Origin of the sequence: Bacillus ndiopicus, assembly GCF_000612805.1 — a bacterium.
Classification (GTDB): Bacteria; Bacillota; Bacilli; order Bacillales_A; family Planococcaceae; genus Metasolibacillus; species Metasolibacillus ndiopicus.
Map to the genome: position 1 here is coordinate 818,468 of NZ_HG964403.1, position 25,616 is coordinate 844,083.

24 protein-coding genes are annotated in these 25,616 nt (G+C 39.1%); 20 read left to right on the forward strand and 4 right to left on the reverse strand.

What is annotated here, in order from left to right; genetic code table 11:
* The first annotated feature begins 4 nt into the window (after positions 1-4).
* The 4 genes from rsgA to spoVM are packed head-to-tail and all read left to right on the forward strand — an operon-like array spanning position 5 to position 2,304.
* A complete protein-coding gene (rsgA, locus tag TY13_RS03660) occupies positions 5-886 on the forward strand; it encodes a ribosome small subunit-dependent GTPase A (protein ID WP_042471812.1) in 882 nt (293 codons plus the stop codon).
* 3 nt (positions 887-889) lie between these two features.
* The gene (gene rpe / locus TY13_RS03665; protein WP_042471816.1) at positions 890-1,558 is read left to right on the forward strand and encodes a ribulose-phosphate 3-epimerase; all 669 of its coding nucleotides are present in this window, start codon (positions 890-892) and stop codon (positions 1,556-1,558) included.
* A complete protein-coding gene (locus tag TY13_RS03670) occupies positions 1,555-2,202 on the forward strand; it encodes a thiamine diphosphokinase (protein WP_042471819.1) in 648 nt (215 codons plus the stop codon). The genes rpe and TY13_RS03670 overlap by 4 nt, the downstream gene beginning before the upstream one ends.
* A gap of 12 nt (positions 2,203-2,214) precedes the next feature.
* Entirely contained in the window at positions 2,215-2,304 is a 90-nt protein-coding gene (gene spoVM, locus TY13_RS20530) for a stage V sporulation protein SpoVM (RefSeq protein WP_154661502.1), read from the forward strand.
* A gap of 295 nt (positions 2,305-2,599) precedes the next feature.
* Here the strand turns inward: spoVM and rpmB are convergent, their stop codons facing one another.
* Together rpmB and TY13_RS03680 are read right to left on the reverse strand one after the other, a co-directional pair.
* The gene (gene rpmB / locus TY13_RS03675) at positions 2,600-2,788 is read right to left on the reverse strand and encodes a 50S ribosomal protein L28 (RefSeq protein ID WP_004227417.1); all 189 of its coding nucleotides are present in this window, start codon (positions 2,786-2,788) and stop codon (positions 2,600-2,602) included.
* A 274-nt stretch (positions 2,789-3,062) separates the two neighbouring features.
* Complete coding sequence (locus TY13_RS03680; protein ID WP_042471823.1) at positions 3,063-3,803, reverse strand: IclR family transcriptional regulator; 741 nt, start codon at positions 3,801-3,803, stop codon at positions 3,063-3,065.
* A 194-nt stretch (positions 3,804-3,997) separates the two neighbouring features.
* Here TY13_RS03680 and TY13_RS03685 point away from each other — a divergent pair, with 194 nt between their 5' ends.
* From TY13_RS03685 to sdaAA, 8 genes are all read left to right on the forward strand, one after another.
* Positions 3,998-4,870 (forward strand): dimethylarginine dimethylaminohydrolase family protein, encoded by an 873-nt coding sequence (locus tag TY13_RS03685; RefSeq protein ID WP_042471824.1) that lies wholly within the window; start codon positions 3,998-4,000, stop codon positions 4,868-4,870.
* Between the two features lie 64 nt (positions 4,871-4,934).
* Positions 4,935-5,696, forward strand: a complete 762-nt coding sequence (locus TY13_RS03690) for a dimethylarginine dimethylaminohydrolase family protein (RefSeq protein ID WP_042471827.1) — start codon at positions 4,935-4,937, stop codon at positions 5,694-5,696.
* A gap of 114 nt (positions 5,697-5,810) precedes the next feature.
* Positions 5,811-7,151, forward strand: coding sequence for an amino acid permease (locus tag TY13_RS03695; RefSeq protein WP_230199381.1), 1,341 nt, complete (start codon positions 5,811-5,813; stop codon positions 7,149-7,151).
* A gap of 19 nt (positions 7,152-7,170) precedes the next feature.
* Positions 7,171-8,775 carry a M20/M25/M40 family metallo-hydrolase gene (locus tag TY13_RS03700; protein ID WP_042471833.1) on the forward strand — a complete coding sequence of 535 codons (1,605 nt, stop codon included), beginning with the start codon at positions 7,171-7,173 and terminating at the stop codon, positions 8,773-8,775.
* Positions 8,776-9,103: 328 nt separating this feature from the next.
* Positions 9,104-9,466, forward strand: coding sequence for an Asp23/Gls24 family envelope stress response protein (locus TY13_RS03705; RefSeq protein WP_042471835.1), 363 nt, complete (start codon positions 9,104-9,106; stop codon positions 9,464-9,466).
* A gap of 18 nt (positions 9,467-9,484) precedes the next feature.
* A complete protein-coding gene (locus TY13_RS03710; protein WP_042471837.1) occupies positions 9,485-11,128 on the forward strand; it encodes a DAK2 domain-containing protein in 1,644 nt (547 codons plus the stop codon).
* Positions 11,129-11,377: 249 nt separating this feature from the next.
* Positions 11,378-12,040, forward strand: a complete 663-nt coding sequence (gene sdaAB, locus TY13_RS03715) for an L-serine ammonia-lyase, iron-sulfur-dependent subunit beta (protein WP_042471839.1) — start codon at positions 11,378-11,380, stop codon at positions 12,038-12,040.
* Between the two features lie 12 nt (positions 12,041-12,052).
* Positions 12,053-12,949, forward strand: coding sequence for an L-serine ammonia-lyase, iron-sulfur-dependent, subunit alpha (gene sdaAA / locus TY13_RS03720; protein WP_042471841.1), 897 nt, complete (start codon positions 12,053-12,055; stop codon positions 12,947-12,949).
* A gap of 255 nt (positions 12,950-13,204) precedes the next feature.
* Here sdaAA and TY13_RS03725 read toward each other — a convergent pair whose 3' ends face one another.
* The gene (locus TY13_RS03725; protein WP_042471843.1) at positions 13,205-13,906 is read right to left on the reverse strand and encodes a hypothetical protein; all 702 of its coding nucleotides are present in this window, start codon (positions 13,904-13,906) and stop codon (positions 13,205-13,207) included.
* A gap of 205 nt (positions 13,907-14,111) precedes the next feature.
* Positions 14,112-15,056 (reverse strand): phosphotransferase enzyme family protein, encoded by a 945-nt coding sequence (locus TY13_RS03730; protein ID WP_042471845.1) that lies wholly within the window; start codon positions 15,054-15,056, stop codon positions 14,112-14,114.
* Between the two features lie 257 nt (positions 15,057-15,313).
* Here TY13_RS03730 and recG point away from each other — a divergent pair, with 257 nt between their 5' ends.
* From recG to smc, 8 genes are all read left to right on the forward strand, one after another.
* Positions 15,314-17,356 (forward strand): ATP-dependent DNA helicase RecG, encoded by a 2,043-nt coding sequence (gene recG, locus TY13_RS03735; RefSeq protein ID WP_042471846.1) that lies wholly within the window; start codon positions 15,314-15,316, stop codon positions 17,354-17,356.
* A gap of 93 nt (positions 17,357-17,449) precedes the next feature.
* The gene (gene fapR / locus TY13_RS03740) at positions 17,450-18,028 is read left to right on the forward strand and encodes a transcription factor FapR (protein ID WP_042471848.1); all 579 of its coding nucleotides are present in this window, start codon (positions 17,450-17,452) and stop codon (positions 18,026-18,028) included.
* Positions 18,025-19,029 (forward strand): phosphate acyltransferase PlsX, encoded by a 1,005-nt coding sequence (gene plsX, locus TY13_RS03745; protein ID WP_042471850.1) that lies wholly within the window; start codon positions 18,025-18,027, stop codon positions 19,027-19,029. The genes fapR and plsX overlap by 4 nt, the downstream gene beginning before the upstream one ends.
* Positions 19,029-19,973 carry an ACP S-malonyltransferase gene (gene fabD / locus TY13_RS03750; RefSeq protein ID WP_042471852.1) on the forward strand — a complete coding sequence of 315 codons (945 nt, stop codon included), beginning with the start codon at positions 19,029-19,031 and terminating at the stop codon, positions 19,971-19,973. Before plsX ends, fabD begins: the two co-directional genes overlap by 1 nt.
* Positions 19,973-20,716, forward strand: a complete 744-nt coding sequence (gene fabG / locus TY13_RS03755; RefSeq protein ID WP_042471854.1) for a 3-oxoacyl-[acyl-carrier-protein] reductase — start codon at positions 19,973-19,975, stop codon at positions 20,714-20,716. Before fabD ends, fabG begins: the two co-directional genes overlap by 1 nt.
* Before the next feature lie 38 nt (positions 20,717-20,754).
* Positions 20,755-20,991 carry an acyl carrier protein gene (acpP, locus tag TY13_RS03760; RefSeq protein ID WP_042471856.1) on the forward strand — a complete coding sequence of 79 codons (237 nt, stop codon included), beginning with the start codon at positions 20,755-20,757 and terminating at the stop codon, positions 20,989-20,991.
* A gap of 287 nt (positions 20,992-21,278) precedes the next feature.
* Positions 21,279-22,040 (forward strand): ribonuclease III, encoded by a 762-nt coding sequence (gene rnc / locus TY13_RS03765; protein WP_042471858.1) that lies wholly within the window; start codon positions 21,279-21,281, stop codon positions 22,038-22,040.
* Position 22,041: 1 nt separating this feature from the next.
* Positions 22,042-25,614 (forward strand): chromosome segregation protein SMC, encoded by a 3,573-nt coding sequence (gene smc, locus TY13_RS03770; protein WP_042471860.1) that lies wholly within the window; start codon positions 22,042-22,044, stop codon positions 25,612-25,614.
* The last annotated feature ends 2 nt before the right edge of the window (positions 25,615-25,616 follow it).

Below are 25,616 nucleotides of genomic sequence, written 5' to 3' on the forward strand. Positions count from 1 at the left end.
TTTGATGGCGCAAGGCCAAATTCGTAAAGCATTAAGTGGCTATTACTATGTGTATCAAGGCGGGGAGCTTATCCAGTGCCGCGGTCGTGGTGTTTTTCGCAACCGCGGGGAATCTCCGCTTGTTGGAGATATTGTCGATTATACAAAAGAGGGTGAATCAGATGGCTATGTTATGAAAATTCATCCTCGTAAAAATGAGCTTGTACGACCTCCGATTGCGAATATCGACCAAGCCATTTTGGTTTTTTCTGTCAAGGAGCCAGATTTTAATACATTGCTATTAGATCGTTTTTTAGTTGTGCTAGAATCATTTTTTATTCAGCCGGTTATTTGTTTAACAAAAATGGATTTACTATCAGAGAATGATAAAAAGAAACTACAAGAAATCATTGCTGATTATGAGGCAATTGGCTATACCGTATTAACAACGTATCAAAATGATGAAGCATTGATGGCTCGATTGAAACCATTATTAGAGGGCAAAGTTAGTGTTTTGGCGGGGCAATCAGGCGTTGGGAAATCGACGTTATTAAATACATTACTACCCAATTTACAATTAAAAACAGGGGAAATTTCACAAAGCTTAGGGCGAGGTAAGCATACAACACGTCATGTTGAATTAATCGAAGTCGGTGATGGCTTACTAGCGGATACCCCAGGCTTTAGCTCCTTTGATTTTGATACGATTGAAAAAGAGGAATTAACTGCCTGTTTCCCAGAGTTTTTACGATTAAGTGAAGATTGTAAATTCCGTGGCTGCCTGCATATAAAGGAGCCGAAATGTGCTGTAAAGGAAGCGCTTGAAACAGGAGAAGTTCGCCCATATCGCTATGAGCACTATGAACAGTTTTTACAAGAAATTATGGAACGAAAGCCGAGGTATTAGAAGATGATTAAAATTGCACCATCTATTTTAGCTGCGAATTTCGCGAAATTAGGACAAGAAGTAAAGGAAGTAGAAGCTGCTGGCGCAGAGCTTATTCACATCGATGTAATGGATGGACATTTTGTCCCGAATATTTCATTTGGCTCTATCGTCTTAGATGCGATTCGCCCTTTAACATCGCTACCACTTGATGTACATTTAATGATTGAAAATCCAGACCAATATATCGAACAATTTGCGAAAGCCGGTGCAGATTATATTACGGTGCATGTAGAGGCTTGCCGCCATTTGCACCGCACAATTCAGTTAATTCGTTCATACGGTGTGAAGCCAGGTGTTGTATTAAACCCACATACGCCGATCGAATCAATTCAACATGTTTTAGAGGATATCGATATGGTATTATTTATGACAGTAAACCCAGGCTTTGGCGGGCAAAAATTTATTTCGTCTGTTGTGCCTAAAATTGCTGCGCTATCAAAAATTATTAAGGAGCGCGGCTTAACTATCGATATCGAAATCGATGGTGGTATTACGGCAGAAACAATTGTTCCATGTGCACAAGCAGGCGCTAATATTTTTGTGGCAGGTTCTGCTATTTATAATCAAGAGGACCGCACAGCTGCATTACAGCAAATTAAAGCAGCTGGTGAAGCGGCATATGTACGATGATTGTCGTAATTTGTTCAGGTGGGCCAAGCGAGGAGCTTTGTTCATTTGAGCCTTTTATGAAGAAAGAGGATGTTATTTTTATTGGTGCTGACCGAGGAGCCTATCGTCTATTAGAACGAGGAGTTCGACCAGCAGCAATTGTTGGAGATTTAGACTCTCTCACAGCCAGTGAGCGTCAAAAACTAGCACAAGCAAATATACCAATGGAAATGTACGCGGCTGAAAAGGATGAAACTGATACTGATTTAGCACTGTTAAAAGCTATTTCCTATAAACCAGAGAAAGTTGTGTTAACAGGTGTTACAGGCGGTCGCTTAGATCATTACGAGGCTGTGTTACGAACGGTGTGTGGTTTACAGCAAGAGCATCCAAATATTGTGTTCGAGATTAGAAATCGTCATAATCAAATGCGCTTTTTGATGCCAGGCACGCACAAAATTCAAGAAGATAAAAGTTACCAATACTTATCGTTTTTTGCTTACGGCGAAACAGTACGAAATATAACGCTACGTGGCGTGAAATATGAAACGACAAACGAAGAAATTAGCCTATGGTCATCGCGCTTTACAAGTAATGAGATTATAGAACAAGCGCATATTACCTTTACATCTGGCATATGTTTAGTGATAAGAAGTGCCGATTAAGGGGGAGCGACTGTGAAAGTATACACATTTCAATTACCAAAGTTTGTTAGCTCAATGACACGTGCATGTATAAGATTATTTAAGAGAGAGAAGAAAAATTAAAGGGCTAGAGGGAAAGCAGATTTATATCTGTCTTTTCCTCTAGCCCTTTCGCATTTTATAAAGTTAAAAATAGCTAAGGAGATGAAAAAACTAAAATAAATTAAAAAACCGTAGATAATTTGTGAAATTCGCAGAAAAATTTAGATTTGTATCCGAAAGAGAATGTACGTTCTTTTAATAGTGCACATCAAATAGAATTTCTTGTTCCTTTATTTCCATATTATTAGTATAAAAATTTCCAATCAATAAAACAAAAAACATCGACCATATTAATGGTCGATGTTTTTTATCGCGATTACACGCGCTCAATTTTACCTGATTTTAATGCACGAGCAGAAACCCATACGCGCTTTGGCTTACCGTCAACTAAGATACGAACCTTTTGAAGGTTAGCACCCCAAGTACGTTTGTTAGCGTTCATTGCGTGTGAACGGTTGTTGCCTGTACGAGCTTTACGGCCAGTGATAACACATTGTTTTGGCATGTAAATTCCCTCCCTACAGTTGAATCTGAAAGCAATATATTTCAGTTCGATATTTCACATACCATATTAATTTAACATAGACTCCAAGCGAGTGCAACAATTTTTCAACAACCTTTCAAGAAAAAAACCTTTACAGTAGTTTAAGCATAATTGAATAGGGTGTTCAATCGACTGAGCAATCAACATTGTGCCATCCTAAAGTGTCTATCAGATGTCACAGATTTTTAAGAAATTCCTAGCGAAGACGCGAAAAATCTGAACTCAAGTTAATGGATTAGTTTCCACGGTAACCTAGCTTCATGGAAACTTGTTGTCCTGTTGCGATTAGTTGTTTTGTTAGCAGCTCAATTCTTTCTGTAGATACATTGAAGCTGACGAAGCCAATACTGATAGCTCCAACAATTTCACCAAAACCATTAAAAATGGCTACAGCTATAGCAGAAGTTCCTACTGTACGCTCCCCATGACTTATGGCAAAGCCCTGAGCCCTAATTTGTTCAAGCTGAGCCTCAATTTGTTCTATCTCTTCACCAGAAACAAGTTGCTGTAAAATTTCTCTAGCACGATCTGGTGACATTGCGGCAAGAATGGCTTTATTTGCTGCACCGATGTTCATTGGGACACGAATACCTAATTGATCATAAATTCGAATAGGATTGGAAGGATTATCAATTCTCTCAATAATAATTGTGTCTAAGTCGGCAGGTTTATTCAAATAAACACTTTCCCCTACTAATCGAGCTAGTTGCTCTAATTCAACTCTGATTTTGCTTATGTAATCCATTGAATCATACACTTGCAAACCAATTTCCATCCAAATTGATCCAAGATGATAATGCTTTGTTTGACTATCTTGCACGACCATACCTTGTTTAATCATTGCTTGTAAAATTCTATGTAATGTACTTAATGGTAGATCACATTTTGTGGATAGCTCCGAAATGGATATACCATTTTCATTTGCTTTAGAAGCTAAAATTTTTGTAATAGTCATTGCTCGTTCTAATAATTGCATAAATGTGTCACCTCTTCTATGTCTATTCTATTGTGATTTTGAATACGCGTCTAGTTTTAGAATAGTAGTTTTCGACAACACTCCAAAAAAATTTCTGAATATATTGACATTTTGTTGTGGAACGCATATATTTTTTATATAAACTTTCCTGTACGCGGAAATCGTTTCCGTTTAACGGAAAAAGGAGTGGTGTAATGTATTATTGTTCATCTATGTATGCGCCATTGAAGCATGTGATTGTGAAACATCCAAAAGATGCATTTCAAAATCAAAATCATCTACACGCAGAGTGGCAAACATTTAATTATTTAGCGGAGCCAAATTATGCTGAGGCTGTTGAAGAATATGCTCATTTCATAGCTGTTTTAGAAAAGCATGTTGAGCATATTGATTATTTGCCAAAGTCTGAATCTGTTGGTTTGGATTCTCTTTATGCACATGATCCAGTAAAGTTCACGCCAAAGGGGGCAATTATTTTAAAGTCTGGTAAAAAATTAAGACAGCCAGAAGCAATCGTTTATAAAGAATTTTTAAGAGCTAAAAATATAGCGATTATTGGTGAACTAACAGGCGAAGCAGTATCGGATGGAGGGGATATCGTTTGGTTAGATGACCGCACATTAGCGGTGGGACGAGGCTATCGGACAAATGATGAGGCCATCCGTCAATTAAAGGAAATAACGGCTGATATGGTAGATGAATTTATCGTTGTACAGCTCCCACATGATTTAGGAGAAGCAGAGTGCCTGCACTTGATGTCCTTTATTAGCATGGTGGATAAAGATTTAGCAGTTGTACATTCACGGTTAATGCCAGTCTTTTTCCGCCAATTGTTATTAGCACGAGGGATTCAATTAATTGAGGTACCAAAAGAAGAATATGATGCACTAGGTTGCAATGTGCTAGCACTAGCACCGAGGGTATGCGTCATACCTAGTGGTAATCCAATTACAAAACAGCAATTAGTAGATGCAGGTGCAACTGTCTATGAATATAAAGGTGATGAAATTACGGTCAAAGGGACAGGGGGACCAACATGCTTAACCTGTCCAGTAATTAGAGGATAAATTGGAGCTTTTACCTGCTGATGCGGGGTAAATAACTATTGTAATAAAAAGGAGAAGAATAATAATGTTTAAAAATGTGATTGTGAAAAACCCAGGAAATAGTTTTGTTAATGGCTTAACAACGAGTGATTTAGGAAAACCGATATTAGAAAAATTATTTGAGCAGCATGCACAATATGTAGAGGCATTAAAAAAATGTGGTGTAGAAGTGACACAACTAGCGGCTGATGAGGCATTCCCAGACTCCACATTTGTTGAAGATACGGCTGTCTTAACGTCTGAGTTTGCTATTATTTCAAATCCTGGCGCAGAGGCACGCAATCGTGAAATTGAGGCGATGGAGCCAGCAATTCAACAGTTTTACGACAAAATTTATTATATTAAAGCCCCTGGTACACTTGATGGTGGGGATGTATTGCAAGCAGAGAAAAAGTTTTACGTAGGTATTTCGGATCGTACAAATGAAGAAGGTGCACGCCAATTTAAAGAAATTGTTGAAAAGGTAGGCTACGAAGCAACGATTATCCCATTAAAAGAATTTTTCCATTTAAAAACTGGAATTGCCTACGTTGGGGAAAATCGTATGGTGCTTGCTGGAGAGTTTGTCGACCATCCTGCCTTTGCTTCTTATGACAAAATTATTATTCCAAAAGAGGATGAGTACTCAGCAAACTGTATTCAAGTAAATGATTACGTTATTATCCCAGCAGGTTATCCAGAAACAAATCGTAAGTTAATAGAATTAGGTTATCAAACAATTGAATTAAATATGTCAGAGTTTCGTAAGCATGACGGTGGTCTAAGCTGTTTATCATTACGCTTTTAATGATATTAAGAGAAAATAGATTTTAAAATACTTTTAGAATTAATGCTGTATGGAAAGAAGGGAAGAACATTGGATAACGGACAACAACAGCACGATAATACATTAAAACGTTCCATGAAAAGTCGCCATTTATTAATGTTATCACTTGGTGGCGTTATTGGAACAGGCTTATTTTTAAATGTTGGTTATACCATTAATCAGGCTGGACCTGGTGGTGCATTAATTGGTTATTTATTTGGTGGCTTAATTTTATTTATGGTGATGAATTGTCTTGGAGAGTTAGCCGTTTATATGCCTGTAACAGGCTCTTTTCAAACATATGCTACCCGCTTTATTAGTCCAGCGGCAGGCTTTTCCTTAGGCTGGATGTATTTTGTTGGCTCCGCTGCTACGGCAGGTGTTGAATTTACTGCGGCAGGTATTTTAATGCAGCATTGGTTTCCAGACGTAGCGATATGGATATGGTGTGCTGTTTTTATGGTGCTGTTGTTTGGCTTGAATGCCTTGACAACGAGAGGCTTTGCAGAAGCAGAGTTTTGGTTTGCGGGTATTAAAGTTGTCGCAGTTATTGCCTTTATAGTGATTGGAGCAGCTGCAATTTTGGGGGTTATTCCTTTAGCGGATCGTCCAACTCCGCACTTAACGAATTTAGCACCGTCTGGATGGTTTCCAGCAGGTGTCACGGTTATTTTTGTAACAATGATGAATGTTATCTTCTCTTATCAAGGGTCTGAGCTAGTAGGGATTGCAGCTGGAGAAACAGAACAGCCAGAAAAAAATATTCCAAAAGCAATACGCACAATTATTTTTAGAATTATTGTCTTTTATATTGCTTCTATTATTGTATTATCTGCCATTTTCCCTGCGTCTGAGCTCGGTTTGTTAGAAAGCCCATTCGTTACTTTAATGAAAATAGCAGGTGTACCATATGCAGCAGATATTATGAATTTTGTTATTTTAACAGCCATTTTATCAGTAGGGAACTCTTGTCTTTTTGCTTCAACTCGCTTACTTTGGTCAATGTCAAATGAAGGTATGGCACCTAAAATGTTTGGACGTTTAACAAAAAATAAAGTCCCATTAAATGCACTAATATTTACGATGTTATTTTCATTATTATCGCTATTAACAAGTGTTATAGAAGCGGATACAGTATTTGTTATTTTAATGTCGATAGCAGGTATTTCAGTCACAATATCTTGGATGGGTATTTGTGCATCACAATTCATGTTTCGTCGTCGTTTCATACAAGCTGGAGGCGACATCGCTGATTTAAAATTTAAAATTCCCTTTTATCCATTAATACCGTTAGTTTGTATAGCGTTTTGTGTATTAATTCTTGTATTTTTAGCATTTGACTCAACACAGGTAATTGGTTTGTTATATGGGATTAGTTTCTTTATCGCATGTATGATTTTTTATAAAGTAAAATTAAGTAAACAACAGCATGGATAATTATAGAGGAGAAATATTTATGAATTGGAATACACCAGAAAAGCTACGCGCCTTATTATGTGAAATTGTAAGCTGGGAAAGCAGAACATTAACGAAAGGCGAAAATGAGTTTGCTTATAAAATGAAGGGTAAATTGGAAACTCTGTCATATTTTCAACAGCGACCTGAATTGATTGAATTGCATGATGCTGGACTTGGTCGGCATGCTGTAACAGCACTTTATAAGCATCCAATGGCGACAGAAACTGTTGTATTAATCAGTCATTTTGATACAGTGCATACAGAAGAGTATGGTGAGCTTGAACCACTTGCTTTTTATCCAGAAGAACTGACGAAAAAGTTGATGGAGCCAAAGCATTTTAAAGATTTACCCGAATCAGTGAAAATCGATTTGGAGTCAGGTAAATATTTATTTGGGCGCGGCACAATGGATATGAAAATGGGACTAGCCTTGCATATGCAGTTGATTGAAAAGGCAAGCAATGAAGGGTGGCCAATTAACCTTTTATTAACTACTGTTCCAGATGAAGAGGTAAATTCAGCTGGAATGCGTGCAGCAGTAGCAGAGCTAGTTCGATTACGTGAGCAGCATCAGTTAACATATAAATTATTTTTAAACAGTGAGCCTTCTTTTTCACAAGAACCTACTGATATCAAAGAGTATATTTATTCTGGAACAATTGGGAAGATTATGCCTGCCGCTTTGTTTTATGGGAAAGAAACACATGTTGGTGAGCCTTTAAAAGGGATGACTGCTAATTATATTGCTTCTTATATGACGCAGCATATGGAATGGAATCCCGTTTTCCGTGAGCAGGATTTAGGAGAAAGCACGCCACTTCCAGTATCATTGCAATTAAAAGATTTGAAAATGGAGTATTCGACACAAACTCCTTATCGCGCTGCTGCGCTGTATAATGTGTTTTTAATGAAGCGAACAGCATCAGAGGTAATGGATATTTTTGAGCAAGTGGCAGTAGAAGCGATGAATGCTTGTAATACGCATTATCAAAAAATTTGTGAGCGTGAAGGTGTCAAAGGTGTAGGAGCTGTAAAGGTTATTCGTTATGAAGCACTTTTAGAGCATGCTATAGGGAAGCTAGGGGAAGAGGAGGTTGAGGAAATTAAACAGCGCGTTATCAATCATGAAGGCTGGGACGATCGGGAGAAATCCATTCGTATTGTGGATCAGCTAATGATTCGCTGTCAGGAGTTAGCACCAGCAACCGTGCTACTTTATGCACCACCATACTATCCAGCAATTAACTCATCGAATCATCCTGTTGTCGAACAATCAACCGAATTGCTGAAAAAGATAGCGAAAACGTTTAATAATGAGGTTGAACAAATTCATTATTTTAATGGCATATGTGATTTAAGTTATGTCAATTATTCAGATAGTGAGAACGACTGGTTAGCATTCGAAAAAAACACACCTGTCTGGGGAGAAACATACAGCATACCTTTTGATATGATGGCAGCACTACAAGGTCCAGTGTTGAATGTAGGTCCATTCGGTAAAGATCCACATCAGAAAACAGAAAGATTACATGTCGATAGTGCCTTTATTGAAATGCCTGTGATGATTGAGACACTTATTAAAAGTTTATCTGGAACAGATTGAAAGTAATAATTTGAACATAAGCAAAGGTATTTCGCACGCAAAGAGGCCAAATTTGCACGTTAAATTATACTTTTCGCACACAAAGAACTCCAATTTACACGCAAGCCTGAATGTAGAAAGCGCGCATGGAATCAAGGTTTTCCACTTTGATTTCATGCGCTTTATTGATGTTATATCGTAGTCCTGTTTTTAAAATAACAGTTTGTGTTTGTGAGTTAATAACTATATTCCTATAAATCACTCTAGACGAATCACGGCGTTTCCTTTTATAATTATTGTTTATGTAGTACAATAAAGAGTAGTCTAAAAGTGCTTAGGGGGCGTATTTATGTCAATAGAAATCCACAACGAATTCGGACAAATTGATATTTCGAACGATGTGATCGCGCAAATTGCAGGTGGGGCAGCGGTAGAATGCTATGGTATCGTTGGTATGGCAAGCAAGCATCAAATTCGAGATGGATTAACAGATATTTTACGTAAAGAGAACTTTACAAAAGGTGTGATAGTTCGTCAGGAAGGCGAAGATTTACATATTGATATGTACATTATCGTAAGCTACGGTACAAAAATTTCTGAAATTGCTTACCAAGTTCAATCAACAGTAAAATATACAGTAAATAAAACATTAGGTATGAGCGTGAAGTCGGTTAATATTTTCGTACAGGGCGTTCGTGTGATGAATGTGTAAGAGGAGGAAATCAATCTAATGAAGTCTTTAGGCGGAATGAAACTCGCAGAAATGGTACAAATGGGTGCACATCATTTATACCAAAATGCGGCTTATGTAGATTCGTTAAACGTATTCCCAGTTCCAGATGGTGATACAGGAACGAACATGAATTTATCGATGACATCGGGTGCGAAGGAAACAGAGGTACAAGCACAGGAACATATCGGAAAAACGTCACAAGGATTAGCGAAAGGCCTATTAATGGGGGCTCGTGGAAATTCGGGTGTTATTTTATCACAATTATTCCGTGGCTTTAGTAAAGCAATCGAAAAGGAGCAGGAAATTGATGCGATTAGCTTTGCTGACGCTTTTCAAGCAGGTGTAGATACAGCATATAAGGCAGTAATGAAGCCTGTTGAAGGAACGATTTTAACAGTCGCACGTGAAGCGGCTGCAAAGGCTGTTGAAGTAGCGCATGATGAAGACGATATTATCGTTGTTATGGAAGCACTTGTGGCGGAAGCAAAAGCATCTCTTGCGCGTACGCCGGAGCAGCTTCCTGTATTAAAGGAAGTAGGCGTTGTGGATAGCGGTGGACAAGGTTTAGTATTTGTTTATGAGGGTTTCCTTGCATCTTTAAAAGGCGAGCCATTACCACAAAAAAATGAATCTTCTTTAGATGATTTAATTAATGCTGAGCATCATCGTGTGCAAGATTTTATGAATACAGAGGATATCGAATTCGGTTACTGTACAGAAATCATGGTACGCTTCGAGGCGGATAAAGAGCCGTTTAATGAAGAACAATTCCGTCAAGAGTTAAACCCTATGGGTGACTCATTACTTGTAATTTCAGATGATGAGATTGCTAAAGTGCATATTCATTCAGAAACACCAGGAGCGGTACTTGCAGCAGGTCAAAAATATGGTAGCTTAATCAAAATTAAAGTAGATAATATGCGTGAGCAGCATTCTGCAATTGTGGGTGAGACACCTGTAGCGAAAGCGCCAAAAGTGGAGCAACATCCATATGCTGTTGTGACGATTGCAATGGGTGAAGGCGTAGCAAATTTACTGCGCTCAATCGGAGCTTCTTATGTTATTGAAGGTGGTCAAACGATGAATCCTTCTACAGAAGATATTGTGAAAGCAGTAAAGGAAATCGGTGCAGAACGCGTAATCATTTTACCAAATAACAAAAATATTATTATGGCTGCAGAGCAAGCCGTTGAGTTATTAGATATTGAAGCAGCTGTTGTACCAACAAAAACAATTCCACAAGGGATGGCAGCGATTTTAGCATTTAATCCAGAAACTTCGGTTGAAGAAAATAAATCAAGTATGACGGATAGCTTTGCTCATGTCAAAACAGGTCAAGTAACATTTGCGGTACGCGATACATCGATTGACGGTGTAGAAATTCGCAAAGATGAGTTTATGGCATTAGCAGAAGGTAAAATCGTTTTATCAACACCAACAATGATGGAGGCAGCACAAACAGTTGTAACATCACTTGTTGATGAAGATGCCGAAATTATCACGGTTATTTATGGTGAAGATGCAACAGCAGATGAAGCAGCACAATTAGCTGCATTTATCGAAGAAAATTACCCTGATGCAGAAGTTGAAATTGTTGATGGGAAACAAGCATTATATCCGTTTATATTGTCTGTAGAGTAAGATAAAGCTGTAGGGAAATTTGTTTCCTTGCAGCTTTTTGTGATAATCAAAAATAATAATCCGCACAACGATATTTTGGATAAAAATAGATTGAGCAAGAAGTAACTTTTCTTTTTATTAGAATCATATCTCTAATCCAACCTTGTTTTAAGGTGGAAAATCTCACCTTAAAATAAGTAAATTTTGTGTCTAAGCGATAATTCTGATACACTACATAGTAAATAAGAGATTTTTTTAGGAGGAACGGGTATGAAATTTACTTCCGTTTTTGATATTATCGGACCTGTTATGATTGGTCCTTCATCCTCACATACGGCTGGTGCAGCACGAATAGGGCGTGTGGCAAGAGATTTATTTGGTCGTCAGCCAAAATGGGCAAAAATTTATTTATACGGTTCGTTTGCAGAAACTTATCGTGGACATGGTACAGATGTAGCAATTGTCGGCGGTTTACTTGATTACGATACGTACGATGAACGCATTAAAACAGCATTTGAGGATGCTGAAAAAGCAGATTTATCCTTTGAATTTATCCCTGAGGAGGCGCATAAGGAGCACCCAAACACAACGCGCATCGTTATGGGAGATGATGAAGGTGAAATGAGCGTTGAAGGTATTTCAATTGGTGGAGGGAAAATTGAAATCAGTGAAGTAAACGGTTTCAAACTTCGTTTAACAGGTGGTATGCCTGCAATTTTAGTTGTTCATGATGATCGTGCTGGTTGTATTGCCAACGTTGCCAATTGTTTAGCGATGCACAATGTCAACATTGGGCATATGGAAGTATCGCGTATTGAGCGCGGTTTAACAGCGTTAATGGTTATTGAAGTAGATCAAAATATCGAAGATCGTGTGCTTCAGCAAATTTCATATATCCCACATATTACTAAAGTATCGAGAATTAACAACTAAGGAGTGAGCAAAATGGACGTATTATTTCAAAATGTACGAGAATTAGTAGAGCGTGCAGAGCAAGAAGGAAAGCTCATTTCTGAAATTATGATTGAGCAGGAAATAGCAATTACAGGGCGGTCACGCGAGGAAATTATGAAACAAATGGACCGCAATTTAACGGTTATGGAAGAAGCGGTAGAGCGTGGATTACAAGGTGTACAATCTGTAACAGGTTTAACGGGTGGCGATGCAGTGCTATTGCAAAAATACATTGCCTCTGGAAAATCATTAGCGGGCGATTTATTATTAGATGCAGTAAGCAAAGCGGTTGCAACAAATGAAGTAAATGCTGCGATGGGTACAATTTGCGCAACGCCAACAGCTGGTTCGGCTGGGGTTGTGCCAGGTACACTATTTGCGATTCAGCATAAATTAAATCCAACACGTGAGCAAATGATTAACTTTTTGTTCACATCAGGCGCGTTTGGCTTTGTAGTAGCAAACAATGCATCGATTTCTGGAGCAGCGGGTGGCTGTCAGGCGGAAGTTGGTTCAGCCGCAGGTATGGCAGCAGCAGCTATCGTTGAAATGGCTGGTGGTACACCACAGCAATGTGCGGAAGGCTTTGCCATTACATTGAAAAATATGCTTGGACTTGTTTGTGACCCTGTTGCAGGATTAGTAGAAGTACCTTGTGTAAAGCGTAATGCGATGGGGGCATCTAACGCAATTGTTGCAGCAGACATGGCATTAGCGGGTATCACGAGCCGTATCCCTTGTGATGAAGTCATCGGCGCAATGTATCGCATCGGTGAATCAATGAACCCAGACTTAAAAGAGACAGCACGCGGTGGACTAGCTGCAACACCTACTGGTAAAGCATTAGCAGCAAAAATCTTTGGTGGTGCAGTAGTGCAAGGGCAATAAGGAATTTTTATCTTGATTCAATAAAAGTTTTCGAGAAATATAGGTGATAGCCTGCTTTCTCGAAAGCTTTATTTTTTATTATATTGATAATTTTTTATTACATAATAAAAAATTAAACATATGTTTCTTTTTGTAAGGAGCGAGTATTATACGTCTACAAAAAGTTATTAATGATAAACGTACAAATAAATAAGATAACAGCGGCAAAGAGCTACGATATATCCACAGCGTTTATATGGTTTATTGCAAGTCCTTTTAAATGTATATGTAAAACATATTTGGGAACTGCTTTACAATGGCAATCGTAATTGTGTCTGCCATTTGTAAGGCTTGTGCTTCAATTTTATCAAATACGTTAATACTGGATTTAAAATCACCTTGGAGCATAAATACTGCCTCCGTTTTAGTAAGTGCCAGATGCTCAAAAAACATTTTTTGAAATCCCTCTCTTGAAATAAAAGGGTTTATCCTATTTAGAAAGTGGGCTACTTCTGCTCCATTTATGTACCACCTTTTTTCAGCAGCGGTTGCAGCCTCTTGATTGCCAGCTTTTGCGGCTTTGACAAGTTCCGCAGCAATCACCAAGTGCTTCCTTATTAAATTGCTATACATTGTCGCAATTTCATTTCCATAATAAGGTTTTAATATATCACCTGAATCTTCAGCATTGCGAAGAAGACGAGCCGTAACATCGTCTATATCTGGTAAACTAAAAACTATACTAATGATTGTCATCCTAGTCCAATATACATGTTGCTCCCAAACTAAACGCATAGAATTACTTAAATTAACTTTCTGTTGCGTATAAACAAGGTTGCCGCCACCGTGACATTGGTGCCTATGGTCACACCTACAATTTTCTCCACACTGACAATAGGGATTCAAACAAGCTGGATTGGAACAATTACGTTGGTAATAAGGATAACCACCAGAATATTCTCGTTCATTTCGCCACATCTTTTATCCCTCCGAAAAACTTTCATTTTCATAAAAACACAGGTATTTATAATCATATGTAATTCTTAACTCATTTAGAATTGCAAGAAAAAGATAAAATAGTTTTGAAAAAAACTCTAACATATTATAGATGTCTAATATTTTTTATAATTAAGTCTTAATAATTGTCTTTTCCCCAACACCTCTTTTTTGGTTATTACTCATATCAAATGGAATTGCGTAAAATTTCTAATGTTTCATTTAAAAAGCATTCTTTAGAAGTGACATTTTTAATACCGTTGTCCACTCGGTCATAACGAAATGCGCGTATGATTGCAAATAATGCAGGTATCGCCGTTTTTTCTAAAGAATTCAATGCTCTTTGCTCTTCATAAGCCTGCATAAATCGTTGAAACCTTTGTGTAGGAGACTGCTCACCTTGATAATCCACAGACCAGCATAAATAAACTCCAACTGCCACGTACTCATTAACTAAAACTTCATCGCCTGCTAAATTAAAGTCAAAAATGCCGCTAATTTGCTGTTGCTCATTAAAAAGCATATTGTAATAGCAAAAATCGCCTTGTGTCGCCGCCATTGGTAGCTCTTGCCAAACCGCAGCTAATTGCTGGCGATGCTGCATATAAAGTGAGGCGATTTCCTGCATTTGTGGCTCCTGTGCAAATGCGGTCGCAAAATCGCGGAAGCTTAGTTCATTTTCATCATAATCACCAATTGCATCACTTTGATTGCCTCCAAACATCGACCAAGAGGTAGCTTGATTTAATGTGAAGGTATGTTCAAGTGAAAAACGGTGCATTTCACCCAGTGCTTTACCGATTTCTTCAATATGTATATCTTTTAAATGATTAATAGCTATTCCTGAAAGAGCATGTTCAAGCGTATAGGCAATATTATGGTCTGTCACAATATAGCTACCCTCTGCTGTTTTTAAATATGTTGTAACAGGTAAAATCACAGAAAGCTGATTTGCAAAGTCACAAATTTTTTGCATATTTTCCCCGTTTTGTTGCTCCCCCTTTAGCATATAGTGAGTGCCATCAAACGCTGTAATTGCAGCAAGCTTTTTGTTGCCATCGCGAAGCACTTGGCATTGTGCTATTTCTATATGCCAAAAGGTTGTCGCAATTTTTTTGAAAGTGTCGTTCATTGGAAAGTCCTCCTTTATCAATGTAATATAAGGATTATATAGGAGAAAGAGACGAATGAGCATGAAAAATGTTCACCTTGAAGTTCTTAATAGCTATGATTTGCATTTACATAATATATTTGAATGTCTAATTGATGTATCTTTATGCAACAAATGAGCAATGGCTTTGACAGATTACAAAACGAGTGCAACTATCAAAATATTTAACTGACAGTGAATGGTTATCATACATTGTGGGGGAGAAAGGAGGATACGATATGACAAGCTATACAGAGCCTGTAACGACTTTGAAGGGTATTGGGAAGGAAACAGCTGAGCATTTACAATCATTACATATTAATACAATCGGCGATTTAATTTGGACATTTCCTTATCGGCATGAAGATTTTCGCCTAAAGGATTTAGCAGAAACACCACATAATGAGCGTGTAACGATTGAAGCTACGGTCGAATCGATGCCCTCCGTTATGTTTTTAGGGAAAAATAAGCAACGTTTAACTGTGGCGGTGCGCGCAGGGCGACATTTAGTAAAGGCAGTATTTTTTAATCAAGGCTATTTACGCCAAAAACTACTACCTGGGACCATTGTAACAGTGACAGGAAAATGGGATCGAGGGCGGCAGGTAATTGTGGGCTCTTCTGTTACGTTTGGTCCGAAAACGGAGCAAATAGATTTTGAGCCAGTTTATAGCTTGCGAGGCTTAATTCAGCAAAAACGTTTCCGCAAATATATGCGACAAGCGCTTGATACAGTCGTAGATATTGAAGATATTTTACCAGAAAAATTGCGCGAAGACTATCAACTACTGGACATTCAAGAAGCTCTAGAAGGTGTACATTTTCCAAAGGATGCAGCGCATGCAAAGCAGGCTCGTCGCCGTTTTGTGTATGAGGAGTTATTGGAGTTTCAACTGCGTATACAAGCATTGCGTAAAAACCGTAAAGAGGCGGAGCGTGGGCTTGAAATTAGCTATGATATTGATAAACTTCGTGCCTTTATTCAAACATTGCCATACGAGCTTACCTCGGCCCAAAAACGTGTAGTAAACGAGATATGTAAAGATTTAAAGCTGCCACAGCGTATGAATCGTCTACTACAGGGGGATGTAGGCTCAGGGAAAACTGTTGTTGCGGCAATTGGCTTATATGCAGCAGTAACAGCAGGCTATCAAGGAGCGCTAATGGCACCGACGGAAATTTTAGCTGAGCAGCATGCGCAGTCGTTGCAGGAGTGGTTTGAGCCGATTGGTGTGCGTGTGGCGATATTATCGGGTTCCACAAAAACGAAGGAACGTCGCAATTTACTTGAGCAACTAGCTACAGGAGAAATCGATATTTTAATTGGCACACATGCGTTAATACAGCCTGATGTCACATTTTATAAATTAGGCTTCGTGATTACCGACGAGCAGCATCGCTTTGGTGTTGAGCAACGCCGTGTGTTGCGTGATAAAGGAGAGCATCCAGATGTGTTATTTATGACGGCGACACCAATTCCGCGTACATTAGCCATCACAGCGTTCGGTGAAATGGATGTGTCGATTATCGATGAATTGCCAGCAGGACGTAAAGAAATTGAAACGCATTGGATGAAAGAGGAACAACTAGGTTCTGTACTGCTCAAAATGCAGACAGAGCTAACGAACGGACGGCAAGCATATGTGATTTGTCCGTTGATTGAGGAATCGGACAAGATAGATGTACAAAATGCAGTAGATGCCTACAATCACTTAACTGGGTATTTTGCAGGGCGTTTTACGGTTGGCTTAATGCATGGTCGCTTACATCCGACTGAAAAAGATGAAATTATGCGTGCGTTTAGTAATGGAGAGGTTCATGTACTTGTTTCAACAACGGTTGTAGAGGTTGGTGTAAACGTGCCGAATGCGACATTTATGACGATTTATGATGCGGAGCGCTTCGGTTTAGCACAGCTACATCAGCTTCGTGGGCGCGTTGGACGTGGTGAACATCAATCATATTGTGTTTTAATTGCAGATCCTAAAAGTGATGAAGGACAGGAGCGCATGCGTTCGATGACGGAAACCAATGATGGCTTTAAGTTGGCAGAAAAAGATTTAGAGCTACGTGGACCTGGTGATTTCTTCGGTAAAAAGCAAAGCGGTTTACCTGAATTTAAAATGGCAGATCTTGTGCATGATTACCGCGCGTTAGATGTAGCAAGGCGTGATGCGGAGAGTTTAGTCCATAGTAAGGTATTTTGGGAGGCAGAGGAGTATAAGCTATTGCGCAGCAATTTAGAAACGTCTGGTGTGCTACAAGGTGAGCGTATCGATTAATGAAAAAAGAAAAATGGTTGCGTTCTTATTTTTGAAAATGTATACTGGTATTAGTACCAAGTTCTAATACTAATAGGTAGGTGACAAGTGACGATGAAAAGAACGAAAAAAGAACGCCAACAATTATTAATAGAAACGATTACAGATAACCCATTCGTCACAGATGATCAGTTAGCTGCTAAGTTTAGTGTTAGCGTACAAACGATTCGGTTAGATCGTATGGAGTTGGCGATTCCAGAGCTGCGTGAGCGCATTAAAGATGTGGCAGCTAAAAACTATGAAAACGAAGTTAAATCTTTACCGTTAGATGAAGTAATCGGTGAAATTATAGATATTGAATTAGATAAACGTGCTCTTTCCATTTTTGATGTAAGGGAGGAGCATGTCTTTCAACGCAACGGTATAGCACGAGGGCATCATTTGTTTGCACAGGCCAATTCATTAGCAGTTGCTGTTATTAATGATGAATTAGCACTTACTGTTAAATCAAATGTTACGTTCGTTAAACCTGTAAAGTCAGGCGACCGTGTTGTTACAAAGGCAATGGTACGTGCTGAGGATAAGTTGAAAAACCGTACATATGTCGATGTGCAGTCGACAGTAGATAATGAAATTGTATTTCTAGGTGAGTTTGAAATGTACCGTACGAAAGGTGTAGGTGAAACAACATGAGATTAGCAGTAGATGGTATGGGTGGCGACCATGCACCACAGTCGATTATTGAAGGGGTATTTCTTGCTTTAGAGGATTTCCCAACAATTGAAATTCAATTGTACGGTCAGCAAGAAAAGATGGCTCCATATTTAAAGGAGCACCCACGTCTTAAAGTAATTCACTGCTCTGAAGTAGTAGAAGGAGATGATGATCCAGCACGTGCTGTACGTCGTAAAAAAGATTCTTCTATGGCAAAGATCCTTGATGCAGTTGTAGCAAACGAGGCAGATGCCTGCTTATCAGCAGGAAATACAGGTGCTTTAATGGCTGGTGGCTTATATAAAGTTGGGCGTATTGAAGGTGTCGCTCGTCCAGCGTTAGCAACAACGTTACCTACAGTTAATGGTAATGGATTTTTAATGCTAGATTTAGGTGCCAATGCCGAGGCTAAGCCTGAGCACTTGCAACAGTATGCGATTATGGGCGACATTTACGTAAAAAAAGTACGCTCACAAAAAGCGCCACGTGTGGGGCTGCTGAATATTGGAACAGAAGACAATAAAGGAAACGAATTAACAAAATCGACTTTCACTCTATTACAAGAAACAGAGTTAAATTTTGAAGGTAACGTCGAAGCACGTGAGCTATTGAATGGTGTGGCTGATGTTGTTGTAACGGATGGCTTTACTGGTAATATGGTGCTGAAATCCTTGGAAGGAACAGCAGGCACAATTTTTTCGATGTTAAAAGAAGCGTTAATGGCGACGACAAAATCGAAGTTTGCAGCAATGCTTGTGAAAAACGATTTGAAATCATTGAAAGATAAAATGGACTATACAGAATACGGCGGTGCGGCACTTTTCGGCTTGCAAGCACCTGTTATAAAAGCACATGGCTCATCAAACGCGAAAGCTATTTATAGTGCGATTAGACAAGCGCATATGATGGTAGAGCATGATGTTTGTGCAACAATTAAGGAAGCAATTGCGAAACAGCAACAAGCAAAGGAGAGCAACTAATGACGAAAATCGCTTTTATTTTCCCTGGACAAGGCTCACAGCAAGTAGGCATGGGCGCACAGTTTGTTGAAACAACAAAGGCAAGTAAGGAGCTTTATGAGCGCGCAGACGAAGTGCTTGGCTTTTCTTTAACAAATTTAATGCTAAATGGTCCACAGGAGGAATTAACATTAACATATCATGCACAGCCTGCATTACTTACAACAGGGGTGATGGTTGCTAATAAAATTATGGAAGCAGGCATTCGCCCACACTATACAGCAGGACACTCATTAGGGGAATATAGCGCATTTGTTGCTTCTGGTGTAATGACGTTTGATGAGGCAGTGGCGACAGTACATAAGCGCGGTCTTTTTATGGATGAAGCAGTACCGGCTGGACAAGGCGCGATGGCGGCGATTTTAGGCTTGGATGCTCCAGCCTTAAAGATGGTATGTGAAGCTGTATCAACAGCAGGAGATGCAGTACAGTTAGCGAACTTAAATTGTCCTGGCCAAATTGTTATTTCAGGTACTAAAGATGGTGTTGAAAAAGCATGTGTTGCTGCAAAGGAAGCGGGAGCAAAACGCGCAATTCCGCTTGTCGTTAGCGGACCGTTCCATTCTGCTTTAATGCAGCCAGCAGCCGATAAATTAGCACAAGCGATTGAACAACTAACTATTCAACAACCAACAATTCCTGTAGTAAGCAATGTGACATCTGAGCTACTGACAGATGCGTCAGCAATTCGTCGTGAAATGGTTGAGCAAGTTGTAAGCCCAGTTCTATGGGAACAAAATGTGCGTACACTATTAGAGCAAGGTGTTACTGTGTTTGTAGAATGCGGACCTGGCAAAGTACTATCTGGTTTAGTGAAGAAAATCGACCGCTCAGCGGAAGTACATTGTGTATATGATGAAGAGTCACTACAAGCATTGTTAGATGCATCAAAGGAGTGGGCATAATGACATTACAAAATAAAACGGCTGTTGTAACAGGTGCGTCACGTGGTATTGGTCAAGCCATTGCATTGGAACTCGCAAAGCAAGGGGCAAAAGTAGTTGTCAACTACAGCGGTAGTGAAGCACGGGCACTACAAGTAGTTGAGCAAATTCAAGCGGCTGGCGGCGAAGCAATTGCAGTACAGGCAAATGTGGCAGATGCAGAATCAGTCACTCAATTAATGAATAAAGCATTAGAAACGTTCGGCTCAATTGACATATTAGTAAACAATGCAGGTATTACACGCGATAATTTACTAATGCGTATGAAGGAAGACGAATGGGACGATGTGATGAACACGAATCTAAAGGGCGTCTTTTTATGTACGAAAGCTGTAACGCGTCAAATGATGAAGCAACGTAGCGGTCGCATTATTAATATTTCCTCTATTGTAGGGGTATCTGGTAACGCAGGTCAGGCAAACTATGTTGCAGCTAAAGCGGGTGTTATTGGCTTAACAAAAACGACGGCGAAAGAGCTAGCGAGCCGCAATATTTTAGTCAATGCGATTGCGCCAGGCTTTATTACGACAGATATGACAGATGAGCTGTCAGAGGAATTGAAACAAGCAATGCTTGCGCAAATTCCTTTAGCGAAGCTTGGACAGCCAGAGGACATCGCAAAGGCTGTTGCGTTTTTCGCTTCTGATGCAAGTAGCTATATTACTGGACAAACATTGCATATTGATGGTGGTATGGTAATGTAAAAAAGTATGTTATGTATCTTTGAGGGGAGGTGACCGATTTGTCTACAGTTTTAGAACGTGTAACAAAAGTAGTTGTTGATCGTTTAGGCGTTGAAGAGAGCGAAGTAAAATTAGAAGCTTCTTTCCGCGACGATTTAGGTGCAGATTCATTAGACGTAGTTGAACTTGTTATGGAATTAGAAGATGAGTTCGACATGGAAATTTCTGATGAAGACGCAGAAAAAATCGCAACAGTTGGTGATGCAATCAGCTATATCGAGAGCAAAGTTAACTAATGAATATGGGGCTGTCTGGAAAGTTAGATGAAAATCTGCTTTTCTGACAGCTCTTTGCATTTTGTGGGCCATAAAGGGGACTAAACTCGAAAACGTAGAATAAACCATGAAAGGGATGCTTTAAATAGTAGAGAATGCTAGATTGCGATGCTGTGAAGTATAGGGCATCACTTCAGAGGATAATGGGTATTTTAAGTTGTAGGAAAATATTTATAGTTACACCTTTGAAAAAACCGCTATTCCATTGTACACTTAAAGGTAGAAACTACTAGGAAGGCAGATTGTGCATGACAATTAGAAAAAAAGGAAGCCAGCACAAAGCAGGCGCATTTTCAGAAAAGATAAAAAATCAATTTCAAGCTTTACAGCAACAACTTAATATTTCATTCAACAACACCGCACTATTGTATCAAGCATTTACCCATTCATCCTATGTGAATGAACATCGACGCAAGTTATACACAGACAACGAACGCTTAGAATTTTTAGGAGATGCAGTATTAGAGCTTTCCGTATCTAAATATTTATTCGAAAATTATCCTCACATGAGCGAGGGTGAACTAACAAAGCTTCGTGCATCAATCGTATGCGAGCCGTCACTCGTTATTTTCGCTAACGAGCTGCAGTTTGGGCAGTTTGTTTTATTAGGAAAGGGAGAGGAGTTAACGGGGGGGCGTGAGCGTCCAGCACTTTTAGCAGATGTCTTTGAGTCGTTTGTTGGTGCACTATATTTAGATCAAGGTTTAGACAATGTTGTCGCATTTTTAGAGCGTGTCGTATTTCCTAAAATAGAAGTCGGTGCTTTTTCGCATGTGATGGATTTTAAAAGTCAACTACAAGAAATGGTTCAACAAACAAATAATGGACCACTTCATTATGAAATTGTTGATGAGAAGGGACCAGCCCATAATCGTACTTTCATTTCTCGTGTGTTATTGAATGACAAAGAACTAGGTGTTGGGAACGGGAAATCGAAAAAAGAGGCGGAACAGCAAGCTGCTCAAAGTGCAATGAATGCATTTAAACAGCTAGAGCAGGAGGATGCATAAAGTGTTTCTGAAGCGACTAGAAGTAATCGGTTTTAAATCTTTTGCCGAGCGTATAGGCGTTGATTTTGTACCAGGTGTAACGGCTGTCGTTGGTCCGAATGGAAGTGGAAAAAGTAATGTTACAGATGCAATCCGCTGGGTATTAGGTGAGCAATCTGCAAAATCGTTACGTGGTGCAAAGATGGAGGATGTTATTTTCTCGGGGAGTGATTCCAGAAAGCCGTTGAATTTTGCAGAAGTAACATTAATTTTAGACAACCAAGATGAGCAAATTGCAGTACCATATACAGAAATTAGTGTAACAAGACGTGTGTATCGTTCAGGTGAGAGCGAATATTTACTTAATAATCAACAATGTCGCCTGAAGGATATTACGGACTTGTTTATGGATTCTGGGTTAGGAAAAGAAGCCTTTTCAATTATTTCACAAGGGCGAGTAGATGAAATTTTAAATAGCCGTCCAGAAGACCGTCGCCTTATTTTTGAAGAAGCAGCAGGTGTGTTAAAGTACAAGCTACGTAAAAAAAAGGCTGAATATAAGCTAGTTGAAACAGATGAAAACTTACACAGAGTATTAGATATTTTACATGAATTAAATAGTCGCTTAGAGCCTTTGCAAATGCAAGCTTCAGCAGCAAGAGACTATTTGCGTATGACTGCGGAATTAAAGGATGTAGATATTGCTCTGACAGCCCATGATTTAACGCAATGCTACAATTCATTACAAACGACAGATGCAGAATATGCAAAGTTATCGCAAACCGAGCAACAGCATGCAAATGAAATTGCAAATAAAAATAAGCAATTACGTGATATTCGCACACAGCTAAAGCAAATTGATGAAGCGCTTGATAAGTCACAGGAGCGATTAATTGAGGCGAGCACGGAAGTCGAACGTTGGGAAGGACGCAAGGCACTTGTTAATGAAAAGCGCCAAAATGCGGAAAAGCATCTACAACAATTGCAGCTATCCTTAGCGCAGGCTACCGAGGAAGAGCAGCAGCTTATGCAGCAGGAAGTGGCAAATAAAGAGCAATTTGTGCTAAAACAGCAGCAGGTACAGCAGATTAAGCAAGCGATTAAACAGCTGGAGCAATCATTAACAAAGTCCGTAGCGGAAATTGAAGCAGATATTGAACAAGCAAAAAATCATTATATCGACTTGTTAAATGAAGAGGCGACTGTCAAAAATGAATTGAAGCATTTTGAGCAACAGCTAATACAGCATCAAGAGGCAGCTTTACGTATGACAGGACGTTCAGATGAAGCTGAAAAAGAGCTTAAGCATGTTCAGGCATTTAAGCATAGAGAAATCGAGCGATTAACGCAATTAGATACAAAATACAATGAGCATTCTGTACAACTTGATTCAGTACAAATTCAATTGAATTCAGCAACAACACAGCTAGATGAGAAGCAGGCACTACTTTATAAAGCATACCAGCATCACCAACAATTAAAAGCGCGCAAGGAAACATTAGCCGAATTAGAGGCAGATTTCTCAGGCTTTTTCCAAGGTGTTAAGGAAGTTTTATTAGCACGTGAGCGTGGTCAATTAACTGGAATTGTTGGTGCAGTTGCTGAATTAGTTCAAATAGAGGGACAGTACACAGCTGCCATTGAAACGGCATTAGGAGCTGCATCACAGCATATTGTGACAGAAAGTGAGCAACACGCACAACAAGCGATTGGTTGGCTTAAGCAACGTAGAGCAGGGCGAGCAACGTTTTTACCAAAAACGGTTTTGAAACCTCGCAAAATATATGCTGAACAGCTGCCACAAGCAGCAGAGCATCCTGCTTTTATTGCATTCGCAGATGAGTTAGTACAATTTGATTTTTCAAACCAAATAATCATCCAAAACCTACTGGGAAATGTTATAGTAGCAAAACATTTACAAGGCGCTAGTCAAATTGCACGTCTATGCAATTATAAATATCGAGTTGTTACGTTAGAGGGCGACATTGTCAATGCAGGTGGATCATTAACAGGTGGTGCTATGAAACAGCAGTCATCTGTATTTTCACGTAAGCTAGAGCTAGATACACTTATCGAAAAACTTACGGAGCTTGAAAAAAATATTATAACAGCTGAGCAAACTGTTGCTAAATTGAAGGAGCAAGTAGCAACATTAAATGAGCAAGCAGATAGTATTAAACTAGCCCAAAATAGTTTACAAAGTGTATTACAAGAACATAAAACAAAAATTGTGGAGCTTGAAGTACAAGAGAAAAACTTACAACAAACTGTTGCTATATCTAGTTCAGAGCATAGTTCAGCTACAACGCGTAAAGAACAGCTAACTGAACAGCAACATCAAGCACAGGAACGTTTGCAGCAAATTACAATGGAGCTTACAACAATTAATGAACAAGTAGAGCAACTAACAGAGGCAAAAGTTTATAGTGATACACAAAAGGATGCTTTGCGTGAGCAATCAGCAGAAAAACGCTCAGAGCTAGCAGTAGCTGGTGAGCAACTAACTCAATTGCAAGCAACAGCTGCTGATATTACTTTAAAACGCTCAAAACTACAACAACACTGTGAAAATATTTCCCAAGAAATAAAATGGCTACAGTCTGAAGAAGGTACAGGACCTTCAATAGAAGAAATTGAGCAAGCAGTCGTTGATTGGACAACAAAAAAGCAAGACTTAACAAAAACGATTCAAATAGAACGTGAAGCAAGAGCAACTTACCAACAGCAATCAACACAACTAGAGCAAAATTTACAAGAATTATCACGAATTCATAAAAGCTTTGTTGATGCATTGCGAGCATTAGAGTTAAAACGCAATCGAACACAGTACGAATTAGAAGCACTTGAACAACAATTAGAAGAACAATATGAACTGAGTTATGAAGAGGCACAAGAGCTTGCAATAACGATTGATGACATTGAACAAATGCGTCGAACAGTTCGCTTATTAAAATTGTCTATCGAAGAGCTTGGTCCAGTTAATTTAACTGCTATTGAAGAGTATGAGCGAGTGCAGGAGCGTCATTCATTTTTAACGGAACAACGCAATGATTTAGTCGAAGCACAAGAAACATTACAAGAAGCTATAAAAGAGATGGATGAGGAAATGAAAGCACGCTTTGCTAGTACATTTACAGCAATACGTGCTCAGTTCAAAGTGGTATTCCGTGAGCTCTTTGGTGGTGGGCAAGCCGACTTAATATTATTTGATGAAAATAATATTCTTGAAACGGGTATTGATATTGTTGCACAGCCACCAGGAAAAAAATTACAAACTTTAAGCCTTTTATCTGGTGGGGAGCGTGCATTAACAGCAATTGCATTGTTATTCGCCATTTTAAAAACGCGCCCAGTACCGTTTTGTATTTTGGATGAAGTAGAAGCTGCTCTTGATGAATCAAACGTTATGCGCTATATTCAGTATTTAAAAAAGTTTAGCGAGCAAACGCAATTTATCGTTATTACACATCGCAAAGGTACGATGGAAGGGGCAGACGTATTGTATGGAATTACGATGCAAGAGTCAGGTGTTTCGAAGCTTGTATCAGTTAAATTGGAAGAGGTTGCATTAGTAGGACAAAGGAGCGAAACATAATT